This window comes from Desulfofalx alkaliphila DSM 12257, assembly GCF_000711975.1.
Classification (GTDB): Bacteria; Bacillota; Desulfotomaculia; order Desulfotomaculales; family Desulfohalotomaculaceae; genus Desulfofalx; species Desulfofalx alkaliphila.
On the sequence record NZ_JONT01000009.1, the window covers coordinates 81,613 to 98,667 of the forward strand.

Genomic DNA, 17,055 nt, shown 5'->3' on the forward strand with positions numbered 1-17,055 from the left:
CATTTGTTTAAAGGAGTGATAAAGGTGTCCAAACCTAAGGTGTATGTTACAGATTTTGAGTTCAAAACTCTGCAATATGAAGAAGAAGTACTTAATCCGGTAGGGGCCGAGCTCATCGGTGTTCAGTGTAAAACCGAAGACGAAATTATTGAAAAATGTAAAGATGCCTTTGGTTTAATTAACCAATATGCCCCCATCGGCCGTAAAGTTTTGGAGTCACTGCCAAACTTAAAGGTGGTGGCCCGTTATGGGGTAGGGGTTAATACCATCGATATTCCTGCGGCCACTGAGCTGGGTATATGCGTAGCCCATGTGCCGGATTACTGTATGGATGAAGTGTCTGACCACGCCATGGCTTTGCTGATGGCTTGTGCCCGTAAAACTGTGCTGATGAATAACGAAGTGAAAAAAGGTAACTGGGATTATAAGGTATCAATTCCCATTAACCGACTTCGGGGACAAAAGCTGGGTTTAATAAGCTTTGGCCGCATTGCCCAGGCGCTGGCTAAAAAAGCCCAGGCCTTTGGTTTAAACCTGCTGGTGTATGATCCATATGTTCCGGAAGCTGTTGCCAAGGAACACAATGCAAAACTGGTGAGCCTGGAGGAACTCTTAAAGGAATCAGATTTTATTTCAGTGCATGCACCCCTAACAGCAGAAACAGAACATATGATCAGTGAGAAAGAATTGCAGATGATGAAAGATTCCGCTTATATTATTAACACCGGACGTGGCCCCGTAATTGATGAAAAGGCCCTTGTAAAAGGCCTACAGCAAGGTTGGATTGCCGGTGCCGGTTTAGACGTGCTGGAAACAGAACCGCCGGCCGCTGATAATCCGTTGCTGCAGATGGATAATGTTGTAATTAATCCCCATGCGGCTTGGTATTCAGAGCAGGCAGAGGCTGAGCTCAGAAGAAAAACTGCCCGGGGAGTTGCCGAAGTAATTCAGGGTTATTATCCAACCTATCATGTAAATAAAGAAGTGCGAGAAAAGTTAACATTAAAAACTTTGTAAAGGGTGCCTGATTTTATGAAAAAAGTGAAGTTTAAGGGAATCATTCCACCGATGGTAACCATTTTTAATGAAGATGGTTCCTTTGATTGGGAAGGCAATAAGGCTGTCATTGACTATCTCATTAACGGTGGAGTGCATGGCATTTTTGTGATGGGCAGTTCCAGTGAGTTTAATCACCTGACCAGTGCTGAAAGAAAGGAATTTGCGGAATTTGCCGTTGATTATGTCAACGGTCGAGTACCTGTGCTGGTGGGTACCGGTCATACCAATACACAGACAGTGGTGGATTTATCCCGCCATGCGCAGAGTATTGGAGCAGACGGTGTGGTGGTGGTTACTCCTTACTACTGGAAACTTTCAGAAGAAAATTTATTTAATCACTTTACTACCGTGGCAGGGGCAATAGATTTGCCGGTGGTACTTTACCACTATCCTAATTTAACCGGGCAACAGTTCGATGCTCCACTGGTGGCACGGATTGTAAAAGAAATGCCAAACGTGGTGGGCATAAAGGACACCATTGACAGCATAAGCCACATCCGGGAGCTGATTATCACTGTAAAAGAGATAAATCCTGATTTCAGCGTTTTTTCCGCCTATGATGATCATCTGTTTAATACCTTGGTAATGGGCGGGGACGGTGCCATTTCAGGTAGCTCAAATTTTGCTCCGGAGATTAATGTGGGGGTATATCAAAACTTTGTAGAGGGCAACTATCAAAAGGCTATAGATATAAATAATATTTTGATGCGCCTAACAAGAATATATGGTTTTGACACCCCTGCCATTGGGGTAATGAAAGAAGGCTTGCGCCTCAGGGGAGTACCCATAAAAACCCATGTGCGTCCTCCGGCGGCGGCTGCTTCACCTAAGGCTGTGGCAGCCCTGGAAAGTCTTTTAAAAAGCTTACAATTAATTTAACTATAAATAATGCAGGCGTGTTGTATTTAAGGGCGGGTATTCACGCCCGCCCGCTTATAAATATGAGGGGGCAATAAGCAGGAGCAAGTTTCACTTGTTTAAACAACTAACTGATAAAGCTGAAAGGGGGATAAATGTGCTTGTCATAAGAGATAAATTATGTACAGGTTGTCGTCTTTGTGAGCAAATTTGCTCTATGGAACACCACCGTGAAGTTAATCCTCACCTGGCCAGGATAAAGATAGAAAGCAAGTGGCCCGCTGAGGAAAAGATAATTGTTTGCCGTCAGTGCAAAACTCAAAATTGTGTGAAGGCTTGTCCACAAAAGGCACTGTCTTTTGACGGTTATGTTAAGTTGGATGAAAAGGCTTGCGACGGCTGCGGCCAATGCTTGGAAGCCTGTCCCTTTGGCTACAATTTAAGAAACAAAAACACAGGAAAACCTGTTTTCTGTGACACCTGCTCAGGAAACTATTCATGTGTTAGTTGGTGTCCCGCTAAAGCAATTAGGAAGGGGGGAGCATAATAATGAAATGGTTTGGTTATACCGGCAAATTACTATATATAAACCTTACAACCTGTAATTATCAAGTTAAAGAGTTAGAGTTGGAACAAGCTGTAAAATATTTAGGTGGTAAAGGGTTGGCTGCCAGCATTTTATATGAAAAATTAAAGCCAGGCACAGACCCGCTGGGACCGGATAACATTCTGGTTTTTGCAACCGGCCCACTCACCGGTACCCCTGCTCCCACCGCCGGCAGAATGGTGGTTGCCACTAAGAGTCCGTTAACCGGCTTATGGTTAGATTCTAACTGCGGTGGTTTTTTAGGAAGAGAAATAAAGCAGGCAGGGTATGATGCTTTAATTGTTGAGGGGAAAGCTGCGGAACCGGTATACATCTTAATTGATGATGATAAGGTAGAAATCTGTTCTGCTGCTAACCTTGTGGGTAAAGATACTTTTGATACTCACGAGATATTAAGGGAATCCCACGGCGAGGTTAGGGTTGCCTGTATTGGCCAATCGGGAGAAAGAATGGATCGTTTGGCAGCTATTATCTCTGAGGCCAGGGCCTTTGGCCGCGGTGGAGCAGGCGCTGTAATGGGCTCCAAAAATTTAAAGGCCATTGCTGTACGTGGTACTAACAGTGTAAAAATAGCAGATTACGATAAATTTGTAAATATGGTGAAGGAAGCCTTCAATGAGGTGGCAATTAACCCTGATACCGGAGGCGGCAGAAATCACTATGGTACCAATGTAATTTATTCCTTTATTAATGAAGCAGGGATACACCCGGTGGAAAACTTTACCAAGGGCAAGTTTGGCAAGCTGGATGTAATTAACGAAGAAATTCTCAGAACCAAGTATTATAAAAAAGATAAGGCATGCTCATCCTGTCCCATTGCCTGCAGTAAGTATTCGGTGGTGGAGGAAGGTAAATACCAAGGCAAGTTTGTTGAAGGCCCTGAATATGAAAACCTTTGGAGTTTTGGAGCACAATGCGGCAACAGTGATATAGGGGCTATTATCCATGCTGAGTATCTCTGTGATGCTTACGGATTGGATTCTGTCTCGGTTGGTAACGCCATTGGTTTTGCCATGGAGTGTTACAAAAGAGGTGTGCTAACTGAGGAAGAAATAGGCTATCCGCTGCAGTTTGGTGATACCGAGGCCATGATGAGAACCTTGGAAGCCATTGGTAAGGGAGAAGGTATTGGTAAACTGCTGGCCCAAGGGGTAAAATATGCAGCCGAACAAATTGGAAAAGGTTCTGAAAAGTGGGCAATGCACGTTAAAGGAATGGAACTACCTGCCTATGATCCCCGGGGAGCCTATGGTATGGGTTTGGCATATGCCACCAGTGACCGTGGGGGCTGCCATTTAAGATCATGGCCGGTGGCCCAGGAGGTATTGTCTGCCAATAGGATGGACCCCTTCTCTGTGGAGTTTAAAGCTGAATTTGTGAAGAGCGAACAAGACTTAATCTCGGCCGTTGATTCCGTTGGGCTGTGCCTGTTTGCAAGCTTTGCCATGACCTTAAAACAAATGGTTGGCATGCTGTCTGCACTGACCGGTATTAAAGAGCTTGATAGCGGTGAGGAACTGCTCAAAATCGGCGAAAGGATTTATAATCTCACCCGCCTATTTAATATGCGGGAAGGCATGAATGCCAGCGCTGATAATTTACCAGAACGACTGCTCACAGAAACCCACAAAGAAGGCCCTGCAGCCGGTAGCACTGTGCCCCTGGAGGAAATGATTGAGGAATACTACAGAATTAGGCATTGGGACGAAAATGGCAAACCAATGCAAAGTAAACTGAAGGATTTAGGCCTCTAGACATGACCGTTAAAGTTAAGGTTAAGTTTTTTGCACAACTGGCAGCACAGGCAGGATGCAGGGAGTGTTATTTAGAAGTTCCCGGTGATTTTTATCAGGCCCTCAATGCTGTTGAAAGTAAATTTAACTTGTCAATAATAGATGAACTTGGAACCGGATACTCAGTATTAATAAATGGCAAAGGTTACGCTTACGGACTTGATGATAATCAACAATTAAAAGATAACGATACTATCGCCTTCGTACCCTTTTTGGGCGGAGGATAATAATTGCGAGGTGAATGAGCAACATGTTTAGACCAGAAGGTATATACGTGGCCATGTTGACTCCCTTTAAAGAGGGTAAAGTTAATGAAACAGTTTTAAGACAAGTGGTAGAATTTCAAATTCAAAGAGGCGTACACGGACTGTTTCCGGTGAGCAGCTGTGGTGAGTTCATTCAAATGGACTTTGCTGAAAAAATTCGCACAATGGAAATTGTGGTGGATCAGGCTGCCGGACGGGTACCGGTAACACCCGGTGTAACTGCACCTAATCCCAATGAATCCATCGCACTGGCAAAGGAAGCAAAACGTGCCGGTTGCTCAGGTGTGGTAATTTGCCCACCGTATTTCCTCCCAATCAGCCAAGAGACCATTGAGCGTCACTTTGAGTTACTGGCTGATAACGTTGACATTCCTGTTATTTTATACAACATACCTGCTTTCACCACTCCGATAACATATGATGTGGTGAAAAGACTAAGTCGCCGTGAAAATATTGTGGCCATGAAGGACAGCAGCGGCAGTGTGGTTGACATGGTTCACTTTATGGACAAAGTAAGAGCCATTGGTATGCAGGATAAATTTAACTTCTTGATTGGTCGTGAAGACGGTTTATTCCCGGCCTTAATGATGGGCGGTAAGGGTTGCATGACTGCCTGTGCAGGTATTGTTCCTGAAATTCTAGTAGGTATTTGGGATAGTTACCATAAGGGTGAATTTGAAAAAGCAAAAGAATTGCAGTTTTCATTCCTAAACCTATTGCGTGCAATGAATGCCCTGCCCTTCCCGGTAGGATTTAAGTTGGCGCTGGAATTGCGCGGTTTTGAGATGGGCGAACCTATGCAACCGCTGTCCCACGCAGAAAAGTACAATTATGTGAACGTGCGCAGTAGGCTGGAAAAGATTATGGGTGCCCTTTTAGGTGACTATAAGGTGGATCTTGATCAGTTAATGAAAAAATAAGAAGTCTATTTCTCAAACTCCCCCAGTTTAGATATAGAGAAAAAAAGCGACCCCACGGGCGCTTTTTTTCTCTGGTATTATATTTATTTTATTAAAGCTTGAGGGTGTTAACATGATTTTCTTTGAAGTAATATTACCTGTATTTATCATTATGTCGTTGGGTTTCGTTGGCCAGCGGGCAATGAAAATGGACATTACATCGGTATCGAATATTGCGATGTACATTCTAACTCCACCATTAATATTTCGAGTCTTTTATGATACTAAAATAAATCTAGATCTTGCCTATGTGGCGGTTTACTCAGTGCTGCTTTCAGTGAGCATAGTGGCAATAGTTTACCTGTTGGTTAAGTGCCGCATTATTCCTTTGGAAAACCAGCGGGCGATGATGATGTCTACCGCCTTTATGAATGCCGGCAACATGGGCGCCCCGGTGATGCTATTTGCTTTTGGGGAGATAGGCTTTAATTATGCAATGATAATTAATGTTTTTCACTCACTGGTGATGTTTACTCTGGGGATTTACATTGCGGCGGCGGATAAGAGCGGTGTTAAGACTTCTTTGAATGTCATGTTAAAAATGCCCTTCATTCATGCCATTGTGCTGGCTTTTTTATGGCAGAGTTTTAATCTTCCCATGCCGGAAAACGTTTACAACACCATTCAGCTGGTGGGGGATGCTTCCATACCGCTGATTATTATTGTTTTAGGTATGCAGTTGGCTGAGTGTAAAATAACAAAAATAAGCTGGCCCAGGCTCAACGGTGCCATGTTTATTCGTTTGTTGATTTCTCCCCTCATTGCCTATGGCATTGTGCAGCTGCTTCCGGTGAGCAAATTGTGGCAGCAGGTGATGATTATTGAGGCGGCCATGCCTACCGCCGCTTTGATAGCCCTGTATGCTCTACAGTTCAATCGTGAACCGGACTTCGTAACCGGTGTTACCTTTTTTTCAACGGTGGCCAGTATATTTACATTGATGTTAATTATACCTTTGGTTTTAAATATGTAAGGGCGGCATAAAAGTCGCCCCTGTTTTAAAGTACCACCAATAAGAAGGACACAATCATGGCCGTTTGAATGATTAATTTTACCACCGTACCCCCGGCAAAGCCCAAGAGCGTGCCGATACCGGCATTTATTGCTTGTTTGGGTGATTTGTTATGCAACAGTTCGCCAATTATTGCTCCCAGAAAGGGCCCCAGTATAATGCCAAGGGGTCCTAAAAGAAACAAGCCTCCGAAGGCACCCAATATACTGCCCCAAACTGCGGCTTTAGAACCACCGTAGCGCTTTACTCCGACAATACCGGCCACATAGTCCACTGCAAAGGCCAGTATTACCAATATTACCTGACCTAACCAAAAGTGCCATGAAAAAACAGTAAAGCCGCTAATTAAGCCATATACAACCATGCCCAATAATATCAAAGGGGCCCCCGGTATTACCGGCAGTATTGCCCCTGCCATGCCTATCAGCATTATAGCCAATGCTGCTGTTAACGCTAACCAATCCATTAATATCTCCTTAAACTGTACAACTTGGTGATCAAATTGTAGCATTTATTACAGTAACTCTTCAATGGCTTTGACAAAGACGCTGTACTGCTGGGCGCCTACAATTCTTTTTTTGTCATTGAAGAAATAAGCAGGTAAACCGGCCACCTTGTACTGTGAAGCCAACTGCCTTGCCTGCTGGATGCGATCATGGTAGAGATTTTCTGTAAGGTTTTTTTGCAGCATATCAGCATCCAAACCCACTTTATCAGCACAATCTAAAACCACTGCAAGTTTACCTATATCTTTTCCTTGTAAAAAATAGGCTTGAAAAACAGCCTCATGAAATTCATCAAACATACCACAGTCCTTGGCATATTCAGTGGCCTCCAGCGCCAAACGGGAGTTGGACAACACTTCATAAGGGTTGAAATTGATGCCATAGGGGGCGCCGGCATTACGTAAATTATTGATCATTTTGTTAATATCCAAGTCGGAAAATTGATCTTTTAATAAAATCCCTTGGGGGGGAGTTTCAGGCCTTAACTGGTATCCCACCCATTGTTCTTCAATGGGAAAATCTTTTTTTAACTTTTCGACAATACCTTTGCCGATATAGCAAAAGGGTCATACATAATCTGAAAAAACCAGTAGTTTGACTTTCATTGGCTGACCTTCCTTTACTATTTATGATATTAACTACCATATGGTACCGTTATATTGTATCATGGATGTAAAATTAGCGAAACAGTTTATACCTAGACAATGCAGGGGGCAATAATATTCTTTTTGTAATGGATAATGTTACTGTTTGAAAGTGAAGGATAAATGATATAATTATAACAATAATGTATAGTTTAGCCAGGTGTGTAGTAAAAAATCAAGGAAAGAAATAATGCAAGAATAGTTGAGGGAAGGTATTGATATGGATGTAGTTATGGTGCATGGTAGTGTTGAAACAAGTGATAAAGCATTTATGCTTGATATATTAAAAGGTGCTGCCCTGCAAGGCAGTAAATTTTTGCCCAAAAGTCCGGTTGATGCTGCAGAGTGTGCAGTTAGAGTAATGGAAGATGACCCCCACCTAAATGCAGGCTATGGCTCTGTGTTGAACTTAGATGGTGAGGTGGAAATGGATGCTTCGATAATGGACGGCCTAAATAATCGGTGTGGGGCGGTATGTGTGGTAAAGGGAATAAAAAATCCTGTGTCCCTGGCCAGGTTGGTGATGGAGGAGACCCCCCACGTTATTTTGGCCGGTGAGGGTGCCACCAAGTTTGCCCAACGGAAAGGTTTCCAGACAGTGGACATGGTATCTCCAGAACAAAGAAATTCTTATGAACTGGCTATGGAACTAATAAAACAAGGGAAAAAAATTGACTTTAGTGCCTTTACCGGATTGCCCAAAGGTCATGATACTGTGGGGTGTGTAGTTTCTTCAAATGGACATTTGGTTGCTGCATCGTCCACAGGAGGGTCCTTTTTAAAAATACCCGGTAGGGTAGGGGATACGCCCATAATCGGTGGTGGAATTTATGCTTCTAAGCACTGTGCTGTTGTGTGTACAGGGCTGGGAGAGGCTTTTATCGAAACTGCCATGGCAAAATGGGTAGAGCATTTGGTGGCCGCAGGAATGCCACCCCAGCAGGCCGCCAGGCAGGCTATACTGAAACTGAACCAAAAAAAGCAGGCACCGGGTGGAGTACTGGTGGTGGATAGTGCAGGTTCGGTGGGAGCTGCCCACAACACCGGCAGTTTTCCGGTGGGTTTAGTGATCAATGGCCAAGTGGTGCAGAATTTTAAGCCTGAAAGAATAGATGCGGCCACAACCATTTAAAAGGTGTATTTAATAAAGAATAAGATGAGGGGGCTTAGCAGTTGCGGCTTTGTCTTTCAACCGCTGTAATTGGCGGCAAATTGTCTTCACTATTAAGCAGACTTGCCGGTGGGCAGGGATCCTCTTTGCCGGGGCTGGTTGCCAGGCGTATTTATCCACACACCTTGCGAGATTTAGCAAGCCAGGTAAAAAAGGGTATTATTATGGTAACCGGAACCAACGGCAAAACCACCACCAACAATATGATTGCTAAAGTAATGCAAGCCGGCGGGCATCAGGTGATTATTAACGAAGAGGGGGCTAACATGATCACCGGAGTTACCGCTTGCTTTATACGTTCAGCCAGTTGCACCGGCACCATTGAATACGATTATGCTTTGCTGGAGGTTGATGAAGCCTCCTTTCCTAAAGTGGTTAATGAGGTAAAGCCACAGGTTGTGGTGGTAACCAATTTTTTTCGTGATCAACTTGACAGATATGGCGAGCTTGACACCACTGTGGGTCTTGTAACTGATACGCTGAAAAAAATTAAAGATGTTACCCTGGTGTTAAATGCCGATGACCCATTGGTGGCTCAGATGGGAAAAAGCACCGGTCATAATGCCATATACTTTGGCATTGCAAAAGAGCAAGAGGATAGTGGTACGGGGGGGCAAAATAAAGAAGCTCGTTTCTGTGCCTTTTGTAATAATATATTAAACTACAGCTATTATCATTATAGTCAACTTGGTGACTATAGCTGCGAAAATTGCGGTTTTCGCAGGCCACAGGCCCATGTGGAGGCAATTGTATCGAAGCTTGAGGCAGGGGCAGGAGCTTTGACCACTGAAATATGTTATGAAAACCGCTGTGCCAATATATCTTTATACACCACCGGTTTTTATAATCTTTACAATGCTTTGGCCGCCTTTACAGTGGGTCTGGTAATGCAAATTGAAGAGCATGAAATTCAAAGGGGACTGGAAAGGTATACACCTGCCGTTGGCAGAATGGAGCGTTTCCGATATATGGACAAGCAGGTGCTGTTAAACCTGGTTAAAAACCCCACCGGTTTTAATGAAGGACTGGTTACCATGCTGTCATTGCCCGGCAAGAAGAATATATTTATGGCGGTAAATGATAATGATGCAGATGGTAGAGATGTTTCTTGGCTTTGGGAAGTGGATTTTGAAATGCTTATATCTGAAATTGAAAGTATAAACAGTTTTTTTTGCTCGGGAATAAGGGCAGAGGAAATGGCATTGCGCTTAAAATATGCTGATGTGCCGGCGGACAAAATTACTGTGATTAAGGATTTAAAGCAGGCAATTTCTTGTTCTTTACAGGGAGAAGTGGAAAACACATATTTATTTACTACCTATACAGCACTGTGGCCCACTCAAAAAGTCCTCTGCAGTTTAGCAGATAAGGAGGAAAGCGATGCTCACCGTATGCCATCTGTATCCTAATTTATTAAACCTGTATGGTGACCGGGGAAATGTCATTGCCTTTTTACAACGATGCCGCTGGCGAAACATTCCTGTTAGGTTGTTGGAAGTAGATATAGGAGAAGAATTAGATTTCAGCACCATTGATTTTCTTTTTTTAGGCGGCGGTTCGGATCGTGAACAAAAGCTAATTACAGAAGATATGCATAAACGGAGAAAGGCTCTAAAGGATGCCATAGACGAAGGATTGGTAATGCTGGCCATCTGCGGCGGTTATCAACTTTTAGGGCGGTACTACAAAAATATAGAAGGTGATGAGATACCGGGCCTGGGTTTGTTTGACTTTTACACCGTAGCAGATAATAAAAGACTTATTGGCAATGCGGTGGTGGAAGTAGAAATAGACGGAGAAACAGTATCGATGACCGGTTTTGAAAACCACTCCGGCAGAACATATCTTGGTGATGTCCAGCCCATGGGTAAGGTTCTTGTGGGCCATGGTAATAACGGAAAGGACGGTACCGAAGGTATCCGCTATAACAATGTATTTTGTTCTTATTTGCATGGTCCGTTACTTCCAAAGAACTATCAACTTACCGATCACCTAATTAAGGCTGCCATCAGGCGTCGGGGTGGTGATCAGTTTCTGTCAGAACTTAACAATAGTTTTGAACAAGAGGCCAATAAGGCCATGTTAAAAAGACTTCTTAAAGGGCAGTTCGGATAATGAACTGCCCTTTTTCTAATCACAGGGATGGTAACAGGGTTCACAAAAATAAATTAGTGTGAGCAAAATTTGAGACTTATTACTAACCGGGCGGGCACGGTCGCTTGCCTACTAAAAACACCAGGGGGATAGGCTTTTGTAGTATTTATTGAATAATCACTTTACAAAAGAAGATAAATTTAGTATTATATAGTCAAAGTAATTGTTATAGAATTCACAATAACAAGCTCCCGCTTAACTGGCTTATAAGTATATCTGTTATGCGAAAAGGGGGATGGTATAATGAGAAACTTTAATGTTATTAAAACAATGATAAGATGTGGTATGGGTTCAATGGTAATTGGGCTACCTTATATATGTTATGTATTTTGGGACTCAAAGACCGAGGTGTTTTATTGGGGACTGGCTGCTATTTTCCTAGGTCTTGCATTAATAGCCATATCTGTGGCTGTCAGTCATATGGATAATACATTTACCAGACTTATCTTAGCTATGGGGTACTCAACACTTGTCTTGTTGCAAATACCTCCGGTGGTATTTTGGTTAGCCTACCATGGATCAAGTGTTTCCGGCGCTAACTCGCCTTTGGCTCTTAAGGCCCATTGGTGCCTGGCAATTCCTCATATTGCCCTAATTGTAGCAGGTGTGTTGGTGGTGGTAAGTCTTATTCAAGGGAACTATAAGCGTATAGAGCGTGATAATAAGAGGACGGTTGTGCCCTGGTAACAACCGTCCTCTTTGTTACTAAATACTCAAAAATAAATAATACTATTTTTCACAAACCTATTGCAAAGTAGGCCCTTTGATGGTATTATGTACATAGTATCTTGTATACAATATATCGGAGGTGGTTTGGGATGAGGTATCTTTTGACCTGGGTGGAGGGAAATGAAGTTCACTATCGTTTTGTTAACTCCAAAGATGAGATAGACTATAACCTCTCCGAAGGAAGGCATTTGATGGTTACTTCATTGGAGAAAAAACATGAAGATAAATGATTGTGAAGCCATGTGACCACATGGCTTTTTTATTTATGTTCTGCCATTGGCTTGTAAAAAATGGCACCTTCCTTCTTTTTAACACTCCCTCAGCATATAATGTTACAACCTTGTATTCTTTTTTTGCCTGTGGTTTGCCACCCGCTAGTCTTTGTTGGGGGAGTGATGAGTAATTGGATTTTTTCAAGCGTCTGGAAGAGTATCGTTCAAAAGAAAAAGATTTATATTGGGAGGGAACATTTGCCGAGTATGTTGAGATTGTAAAGCAGAGACCCCATGTAACCCAACTGTCCCATGCCCGTTTGTATAACATGATTAAGGATGCCGGAGTCGTAGTTAATGAGGGTGTTAAGAGTTATAATTTTTTTAATAAAGAAATTTTCGGTTTGGACAAAACATTGGAAAAGTTAGTGGAAGAATATTTTCACCCTGCCGCAAGAAGATTGGATGTGCGAAAGCGTATTTTATTGTTGATGGGCCCTGTAAGCGGTGGTAAATCAACTATTGTTTCCATGTTGAAAAGAGGTTTAGAAAAATACAGTCGCACTGACAAGGGGGCCTTATATGGGATTAAGGGCTGTCCCATGCATGAAGAGCCTTGCATACCGTAAGTAACCCTTAAATTAATTTGTAATCTACAATCTTAATCCGAGCTTTTTTTCTTTTCCCGGGGTCTGCTTTTTCTAATAAGCGAATAGTAAGGGTATCAAACAGGGAGTGAACTGCCTGTTTTTTTGTTTCGTATGAAAAGTGCGGCCACTCGGTTTTAATGTCCCTGATATATTGTTTTAATTGCTCTACTGAGAATGTTTTGTTAGCCGCGTCTAGAGCACTATATAGGCGTTCTTCTTCCTGCTTTATCTCTTCTATGATCTTAGTGTATCTATCTTTTGATATGTCACCTTCCAAATATAGCTCTTCCGCACGCTCTTTTTTTAGCTTTAACCGGTCCAGTTGCTTTTGTATCTCTTCGGGCTGTAAAGTTTGTTTGCTAGGTTCCACCCCAAGCTCCGACTCTGCCAATTCTAGGGCGTCTAAAAAAGCATCTTCGATTACATCCTCTGCGATAATCTGAGTGTCACACGTTCCAAAGGCGAATCGGCCACGGCATTTATAAAAGCGCCGCATCCCATTTTTTGTTTTCTTAAAAGCCCCCGTAAAAGGGTAGCCGCATTTCTCACATTTTGCCACCCCCGAAAACGGATAAAAATTATTTGACCTGAAAGCCTGCGTACTTCTTGACGCCATTAGTTTTTGTATATCCTTAAAGTCCTCTACTTTAACCAAAGGCACAAACCCCTCCTGATTAATAGGGGTTAATATTTCCTCTCCTGTTTTTTTGCGGATTCCGGTTGAAAAAGTTTCATAGTTCCATCGTACTAATCCCGCGTATATCGGATTTCTAAGAACATACCGGACTGAAAAATCGCTCCATGCCTTGCCTTTTTTAGTGCGGGAGCCTTTTTGATTTAGCTCTTTTGCCAACGTTTGAGAGCCGACTGCTCCGTACCGTTCAAAGATATATTTAACCCATTTTGCCTCATCTTTGTTTACAATCAAGTTGCCGTCCACTAAATCATACCCATAGGGTGCGGGGGCGCCGTTACGTTCGCCCTGTTCTGCTTTTTTTGTCATCCCTAGATGTACCCGCTCCGCTATTGTTTCCCGCTCCCACTGGGCCAGTGTTGCAATAAGGGTAATGAAAAGCCTGCCGGTAGCTGATGTTGTATCAAATACCTCTGTTGCGGATTTGAACTTCACATCATACTTTTCCATCAGTTGTAACATTTCGTGCAGATCTACCACTGATCGGACGAATCTATCTAAGCGGTAAACTAATATTACATCAAATTTTTTCTTTTTAATATCTTTAATTAACCTTTGCATTTCCGGACGATCTATATTCTTAGCTGAAAACCCTTCATCGCAATAGTCATCGACTATATTCCATCCTTGAGATTCCGCATAGGCTTGCAGGCGGAGGCGTTGTGCCTCTAAGGAAAACCCTTCTTCCGCCTGCATATCTGTTGACACCCTGCGGTATATTACACAGCGTATGGGCTAACACCTCCTAAACGTTTATAACAATCTTTTTAAGCTTGCCGATTATTTTGACTTCCGTAGGCGGAGCTAGAATTGGCGGATAACTAGGGTTTTCGGACTGCAGTATCAACTGTTTGCCGTTAAAGTATACTCGCTTTAACACTACCTCTTCGCCACCGATTAAAACTGCAGCTATCTCACCATTTTCCACCTCTGGCTGCTTTCTTATCAGTAATAAATCACCATCATATATCCGTGCACCGATCATGCTATCGCCTTTTGCGCGTAGATAAAAATGTTCTCCACTAGAAACCCATTCCTTGGGCGTAGGTTCGTGACCTTCGATATCTTCATACGCAAGAACTCCGTTGCCACATGATATGCACCCTACGATTGGCAGCATATGAGTTTCTGTTGATGTCACATAATATTCGGCACGCTCTTCTCTTATTAAATCCCTATTATCAGGTTCAAACTTATACTCAGCCGCCATTTTTTCTAACTCTTCAACTGTAATTCCCAGAGCCTTGCAAACCTTAATAACGTTATCTACGGAGGCCCCACCAATGCCTCTAGCTAGCATTGATTGTAAAGTTGTGGCCGGGATTCCTATTTCCTCAGCAAATGCCCTTCGACTATAGCCTTTCTCTTTTATCAATTGTGCAATTATCTTAGCTTTCTTTGTCATGACGTTACCCCCTTTCTTGGGCCAGTGGCATATACGATATTTCGTATGTATTTATATATTACACTATTATTTTCAATATGTAAAGCAAAAATAAACGCTTCTGCATATATTTTTTGCGAAAAACTATTGACAGCGAACGCAATATCGTCTATAGTCTAATTACAGTAAACGCAATTGAGTTTGCAAGCATAATAGGAGGTGAAATTGAGTGTATAAAAACCTTCGTGCAGAAATGGCCAGAAATAACGTAACAATTAGAGATATAGCTAGTGCTTTAGGTGTTAGATACGCAACGATAAGCGACAAATTAAATGGTAAATTCCGGTTTTATTATGATGAGGCGCTCAAAATCAGAAATATTTTCTTTCCCGATTGCAAGCTTGAATACTTATTTGAACGAGAACAGGATACTGCCTGTTAATATTCTACTTAGTTAGCTAGGTAAAATTTACCACAAAGGTTTAAGGGTCGTCCGCCTTGTCCACTTGCATAGCTTCTCATTAGGGGAGGGGTGATGATGGACCAACCATTAAAAATCAAACTTAACGAAGAACAGTCAAGAAAATTTCTAAGCTTTTTCGTCAAAGAGGCCACCCAAATTGCAATAAAGAGGGCCCTAGCACAGCAAGCACAGAAGGAAAAGGCGGCTAAAACATCTTAATAGCCGCCCCACACAATGGACAAGCACTTAGCCGCTTATACAAGAAACTGCGCGAGTGGGTACGCCAAGGCAAGATTCCGCACACCAGGATCGGGCGGCGGATCATATTTAGAAAGGAGGCTCTGGATATTTGGTTTGACGAACAAGAAAAGGCATCCATGAAGGTACATTTATTAACGATCTAGAGGGGGTTTGCTAGTTGGTTAAATACTGCCCGCTATTTGGACAAGGCATCAATGGTTTAATCGAGTGCAAGCAGAGTAAATGTGCATGGTGGGTTGAGGCCCATGGCGCGTGTGTAGTTTTTGTTATTACATTAGGGGGGGTGGAGTGTAAATGCAAAAACAAAAAATCTACCACCTGCAGTACCTACCCCATAAACCAATATCTACTAAATATCGCTGGGCATGGCGTCCGGTAAATAGGGTGCAAGAGTGGCTAGAGGGTGAGGACAAGCCTGCTGGTAAGGTAATGGCGTACTCACTGCTGGCACTGGTAGGGATGTGTTTTGCCATGGCGATACTAGAGGCTGTAGCAAGATAGTAGTCAAGAGAGGTGAACACCCGATTGTCACTCTAATGGTTAAGGGGGGGGAAACCTAATGTTAGCCTTTTGTGAGAACTGCCATGAGCTGGCTGAATACACTGTCAGAGATGAACCAAAAGAAAAGATTATCAAAGGCAATAAGGTTGAATACATGGGTAAAGAGGCGTACTGCAAAGACTGTGGCAGTGAAATCTTTGTGGCCGATATACGGGATCATAATTTAAGCATGTTGGATAAGGCTTATAGGGAATGGAAGGGTTGATTACTGTTGCGGAAGTTGAACTCATAAAGAAAAAGCCCGGCTGCAACCGGACTGTGGTAAAACGATTAAGCCATTATACCACCATTAGGAGGTGGAGGCAATATGCCTAATAATTGTCCAGTGTGTTATGAGGCGTTGGATGGTCAATACTGTGCAAGTTGCTGTAAGCACTACTGCCCAATATGTCAGGGCATGATGGAGTTGGGTGAGAGAGATTTTTCGCAAGCTCAATTTGTGCGTGGTGATATAGAGGTGGACAGGGTTGTGCAAAATGTGTTGTATTGCCCTAAGTGTGAGGTGGTGGAGCATGATGCAGAGGAAGTTTACTCCGGGGATGAAAGTCGAGCACCTTTTTAGGGGGCCATGCACGGTTGTGAGGGAGTCCACCACGCTGATTGGTTGGCCCACGGTGTTTGTTGAGGACGCCAACGGAGTAGTGCATGAGGTAAACCCTAAATATTTGAAAAGGATTGATGAGGATGAACGCATTGCAGCTAAGAGAGCTGGAAAACCTGCCAGTAGAGCAGGAGAGGGAACAGTTTGAAATACAGGATATCAACGCTGCTAACTGGGCGGTGCGTAAAATAGCAGCTGCACAGGCGGCCATTAGAGAGAGGGAGATACTGGCCCAAGCAGAGATTGACCGCATTAAACAGTGGCTTGTTAGCGAGACAAAGGAACTACAGCAAACGATAGACTTTTTTACCAGGCTACTAGAAAAATACCACCGGAAACAGATTAAGGCGGATCCAAAAAATAAAACCATTAAGCTGCCATACGGTACACTAAAAATGCGGGCCCAACAGCCGCAATATCAGCGGGATGATGCAGCGATAAAGGAGTGGGCCCGAGTCAATCGGCCCGAGG

24 protein-coding genes and 1 pseudogene are annotated in these 17,055 nt (G+C 43.1%); 21 read left to right on the plus strand and 4 right to left on the minus strand.

Annotated elements, in window-relative coordinates; translation table 11 throughout:
• The first annotated feature begins 24 nt into the window (after positions 1-24).
• The 7 genes from BR02_RS0106585 (at position 25) to BR02_RS0106615 (ending at position 6,515) form a co-directional block, all read left to right on the plus strand.
• A complete protein-coding gene (locus BR02_RS0106585) occupies positions 25-1,017 on the plus strand; it encodes a C-terminal binding protein (protein ID WP_031515429.1) in 993 nt (330 codons plus the stop codon).
• Between the two features lie 15 nt (positions 1,018-1,032).
• Positions 1,033-1,938 carry a dihydrodipicolinate synthase family protein gene (locus BR02_RS0106590; protein WP_031515430.1) on the plus strand — a complete coding sequence of 302 codons (906 nt, stop codon included), beginning with the start codon at positions 1,033-1,035 and terminating at the stop codon, positions 1,936-1,938.
• Positions 1,939-2,074: 136 nt separating this feature from the next.
• Positions 2,075-2,464 (plus strand): 4Fe-4S dicluster domain-containing protein, encoded by a 390-nt coding sequence (locus BR02_RS14385; protein ID WP_157834934.1) that lies wholly within the window; start codon positions 2,075-2,077, stop codon positions 2,462-2,464.
• A gap of 2 nt (positions 2,465-2,466) precedes the next feature.
• Positions 2,467-4,278, plus strand: coding sequence for an aldehyde ferredoxin oxidoreductase family protein (locus tag BR02_RS0106600; protein ID WP_031515432.1), 1,812 nt, complete (start codon positions 2,467-2,469; stop codon positions 4,276-4,278).
• A gap of 2 nt (positions 4,279-4,280) precedes the next feature.
• Complete coding sequence (gene urm1 / locus BR02_RS0106605) at positions 4,281-4,544, plus strand: Urm1-like protein (protein ID WP_031515433.1); 264 nt, start codon at positions 4,281-4,283, stop codon at positions 4,542-4,544.
• 23 nt (positions 4,545-4,567) lie between these two features.
• Positions 4,568-5,503: a dihydrodipicolinate synthase family protein gene (locus tag BR02_RS0106610; RefSeq protein WP_031515434.1), complete on the plus strand. Its 936-nt coding sequence runs from the start codon at positions 4,568-4,570 to the stop codon at positions 5,501-5,503.
• Between the two features lie 112 nt (positions 5,504-5,615).
• Positions 5,616-6,515 (plus strand): AEC family transporter, encoded by a 900-nt coding sequence (locus tag BR02_RS0106615; RefSeq protein WP_031515435.1) that lies wholly within the window; start codon positions 5,616-5,618, stop codon positions 6,513-6,515.
• Between the two features lie 25 nt (positions 6,516-6,540).
• Here the strand turns inward: BR02_RS0106615 and BR02_RS0106620 are convergent, their stop codons facing one another.
• Positions 6,541-7,020: a DUF456 domain-containing protein gene (locus tag BR02_RS0106620; RefSeq protein ID WP_031515436.1), complete on the minus strand. Its 480-nt coding sequence runs from the start codon at positions 7,018-7,020 to the stop codon at positions 6,541-6,543.
• 48 nt (positions 7,021-7,068) lie between these two features.
• Positions 7,069-7,614 (minus strand): DsbA family oxidoreductase, encoded by a 546-nt coding sequence (locus BR02_RS0106625; RefSeq protein ID WP_084170961.1) that lies wholly within the window; start codon positions 7,612-7,614, stop codon positions 7,069-7,071.
• Positions 7,615-7,924: 310 nt separating this feature from the next.
• Here BR02_RS0106625 and BR02_RS0106630 point away from each other — a divergent pair, with 310 nt between their 5' ends.
• From BR02_RS0106630 to BR02_RS0106655, 6 genes and pseudogenes are all read left to right on the plus strand, one after another.
• Complete coding sequence (locus tag BR02_RS0106630) at positions 7,925-8,836, plus strand: isoaspartyl peptidase/L-asparaginase family protein (RefSeq protein WP_051688167.1); 912 nt, start codon at positions 7,925-7,927, stop codon at positions 8,834-8,836.
• 41 nt (positions 8,837-8,877) lie between these two features.
• Positions 8,878-10,284, plus strand: a complete 1,407-nt coding sequence (locus tag BR02_RS0106635) for a Mur ligase family protein (protein WP_031515439.1) — start codon at positions 8,878-8,880, stop codon at positions 10,282-10,284.
• Positions 10,256-10,990 carry a type 1 glutamine amidotransferase gene (locus BR02_RS0106640; RefSeq protein ID WP_031515441.1) on the plus strand — a complete coding sequence of 245 codons (735 nt, stop codon included), beginning with the start codon at positions 10,256-10,258 and terminating at the stop codon, positions 10,988-10,990. The genes BR02_RS0106635 and BR02_RS0106640 overlap by 29 nt, the downstream gene beginning before the upstream one ends.
• A 282-nt stretch (positions 10,991-11,272) precedes the next feature.
• Positions 11,273-11,716 carry a hypothetical protein gene (locus BR02_RS0106645; RefSeq protein WP_031515443.1) on the plus strand — a complete coding sequence of 148 codons (444 nt, stop codon included), beginning with the start codon at positions 11,273-11,275 and terminating at the stop codon, positions 11,714-11,716.
• 131 nt (positions 11,717-11,847) lie between these two features.
• Positions 11,848-11,988 carry a hypothetical protein gene (locus BR02_RS15605; protein WP_169738578.1) on the plus strand — a complete coding sequence of 47 codons (141 nt, stop codon included), beginning with the start codon at positions 11,848-11,850 and terminating at the stop codon, positions 11,986-11,988.
• 173 nt (positions 11,989-12,161) lie between these two features.
• Positions 12,162-12,587: pseudogene (locus BR02_RS0106655) on the plus strand (protein prkA); the annotation flags it as partial.
• 19 nt (positions 12,588-12,606) lie between these two features.
• Here the strand turns inward: BR02_RS0106655 and BR02_RS0106660 are convergent.
• A complete protein-coding gene (locus BR02_RS0106660; protein WP_031515447.1) occupies positions 12,607-14,046 on the minus strand; it encodes a recombinase family protein in 1,440 nt (479 codons plus the stop codon).
• 13 nt (positions 14,047-14,059) lie between these two features.
• Positions 14,060-14,719: a LexA family protein gene (locus BR02_RS0106665; protein ID WP_031515449.1), complete on the minus strand. Its 660-nt coding sequence runs from the start codon at positions 14,717-14,719 to the stop codon at positions 14,060-14,062.
• Positions 14,720-14,927: 208 nt separating this feature from the next.
• Between BR02_RS0106665 and BR02_RS0106670 the strand changes: the two genes are divergently transcribed.
• The 8 genes from BR02_RS0106670 to BR02_RS0106695 form a co-directional block, all read left to right on the plus strand.
• Complete coding sequence (locus tag BR02_RS0106670) at positions 14,928-15,140, plus strand: helix-turn-helix transcriptional regulator (RefSeq protein WP_031515451.1); 213 nt, start codon at positions 14,928-14,930, stop codon at positions 15,138-15,140.
• Between the two features lie 96 nt (positions 15,141-15,236).
• Positions 15,237-15,380: a hypothetical protein gene (locus tag BR02_RS15405; RefSeq protein WP_157834935.1), complete on the plus strand. Its 144-nt coding sequence runs from the start codon at positions 15,237-15,239 to the stop codon at positions 15,378-15,380.
• Between the two features lie 47 nt (positions 15,381-15,427).
• The gene (locus BR02_RS16090) at positions 15,428-15,565 is read left to right on the plus strand and encodes a helix-turn-helix domain-containing protein (RefSeq protein WP_420795384.1); all 138 of its coding nucleotides are present in this window, start codon (positions 15,428-15,430) and stop codon (positions 15,563-15,565) included.
• A 151-nt stretch (positions 15,566-15,716) separates the two neighbouring features.
• On the plus strand, positions 15,717-15,923 hold the full coding sequence (locus tag BR02_RS0106680) for a hypothetical protein (protein WP_031515454.1): 207 nt from the start codon (positions 15,717-15,719) through the stop codon (positions 15,921-15,923).
• A 58-nt stretch (positions 15,924-15,981) separates the two neighbouring features.
• Complete coding sequence (locus BR02_RS0106685; protein ID WP_031514002.1) at positions 15,982-16,188, plus strand: hypothetical protein; 207 nt, start codon at positions 15,982-15,984, stop codon at positions 16,186-16,188.
• A 102-nt stretch (positions 16,189-16,290) separates the two neighbouring features.
• Entirely contained in the window at positions 16,291-16,545 is a 255-nt protein-coding gene (locus BR02_RS0106690; protein ID WP_031515456.1) for a hypothetical protein, read from the plus strand.
• Between the two features lie 16 nt (positions 16,546-16,561).
• Positions 16,562-16,732 carry a hypothetical protein gene (locus BR02_RS15610; RefSeq protein ID WP_169738580.1) on the plus strand — a complete coding sequence of 57 codons (171 nt, stop codon included), beginning with the start codon at positions 16,562-16,564 and terminating at the stop codon, positions 16,730-16,732.
• Positions 16,668-17,055, plus strand: a 388-nt coding sequence (locus BR02_RS0106695; protein WP_031515458.1) for a host-nuclease inhibitor Gam family protein, incomplete at its 3' end; no start/stop codon positions are given. The genes BR02_RS15610 and BR02_RS0106695, both read left to right, overlap by 65 nt.

Excerpts from the sequence above, each read along its gene's own strand:
- BR02_RS0106590 (WP_031515430.1), top strand. The coding sequence starts at position 1,033 with ATGAAAAAAGTGAAGTTTAAGGGAATCATTCCACCGATGGTAACCATT.
- BR02_RS0106600 (WP_031515432.1), top strand. The coding sequence starts at position 2,467 with ATGAAATGGTTTGGTTATACCGGCAAATTACTATATATAAACCTTACA.
- urm1 (WP_031515433.1), top strand. The coding sequence starts at position 4,281 with ATGACCGTTAAAGTTAAGGTTAAGTTTTTTGCACAACTGGCAGCACAG.
- BR02_RS0106610 (WP_031515434.1), top strand. The coding sequence starts at position 4,568 with ATGTTTAGACCAGAAGGTATATACGTGGCCATGTTGACTCCCTTTAAA.
- BR02_RS0106615 (WP_031515435.1), top strand. The coding sequence starts at position 5,616 with ATGATTTTCTTTGAAGTAATATTACCTGTATTTATCATTATGTCGTTG.
- BR02_RS0106620 (WP_031515436.1), bottom strand. The coding sequence starts at position 7,020 with ATGGATTGGTTAGCGTTAACAGCAGCATTGGCTATAATGCTGATAGGC.
- BR02_RS0106630 (WP_051688167.1), top strand. The coding sequence starts at position 7,925 with ATGGATGTAGTTATGGTGCATGGTAGTGTTGAAACAAGTGATAAAGCA.
- BR02_RS0106640 (WP_031515441.1), top strand. The coding sequence starts at position 10,256 with ATGCTCACCGTATGCCATCTGTATCCTAATTTATTAAACCTGTATGGT.
- BR02_RS0106645 (WP_031515443.1), top strand. The coding sequence starts at position 11,273 with ATGAGAAACTTTAATGTTATTAAAACAATGATAAGATGTGGTATGGGT.
- BR02_RS15605 (WP_169738578.1), top strand. The coding sequence starts at position 11,848 with ATGAGGTATCTTTTGACCTGGGTGGAGGGAAATGAAGTTCACTATCGT.
- BR02_RS0106665 (WP_031515449.1), bottom strand. The coding sequence starts at position 14,719 with ATGACAAAGAAAGCTAAGATAATTGCACAATTGATAAAAGAGAAAGGC.
- BR02_RS15405 (WP_157834935.1), top strand. The coding sequence starts at position 15,237 with ATGGACCAACCATTAAAAATCAAACTTAACGAAGAACAGTCAAGAAAA.
- BR02_RS0106680 (WP_031515454.1), top strand. The coding sequence starts at position 15,717 with ATGCAAAAACAAAAAATCTACCACCTGCAGTACCTACCCCATAAACCA.
- BR02_RS0106685 (WP_031514002.1), top strand. The coding sequence starts at position 15,982 with ATGTTAGCCTTTTGTGAGAACTGCCATGAGCTGGCTGAATACACTGTC.
- BR02_RS0106690 (WP_031515456.1), top strand. The coding sequence starts at position 16,291 with ATGCCTAATAATTGTCCAGTGTGTTATGAGGCGTTGGATGGTCAATAC.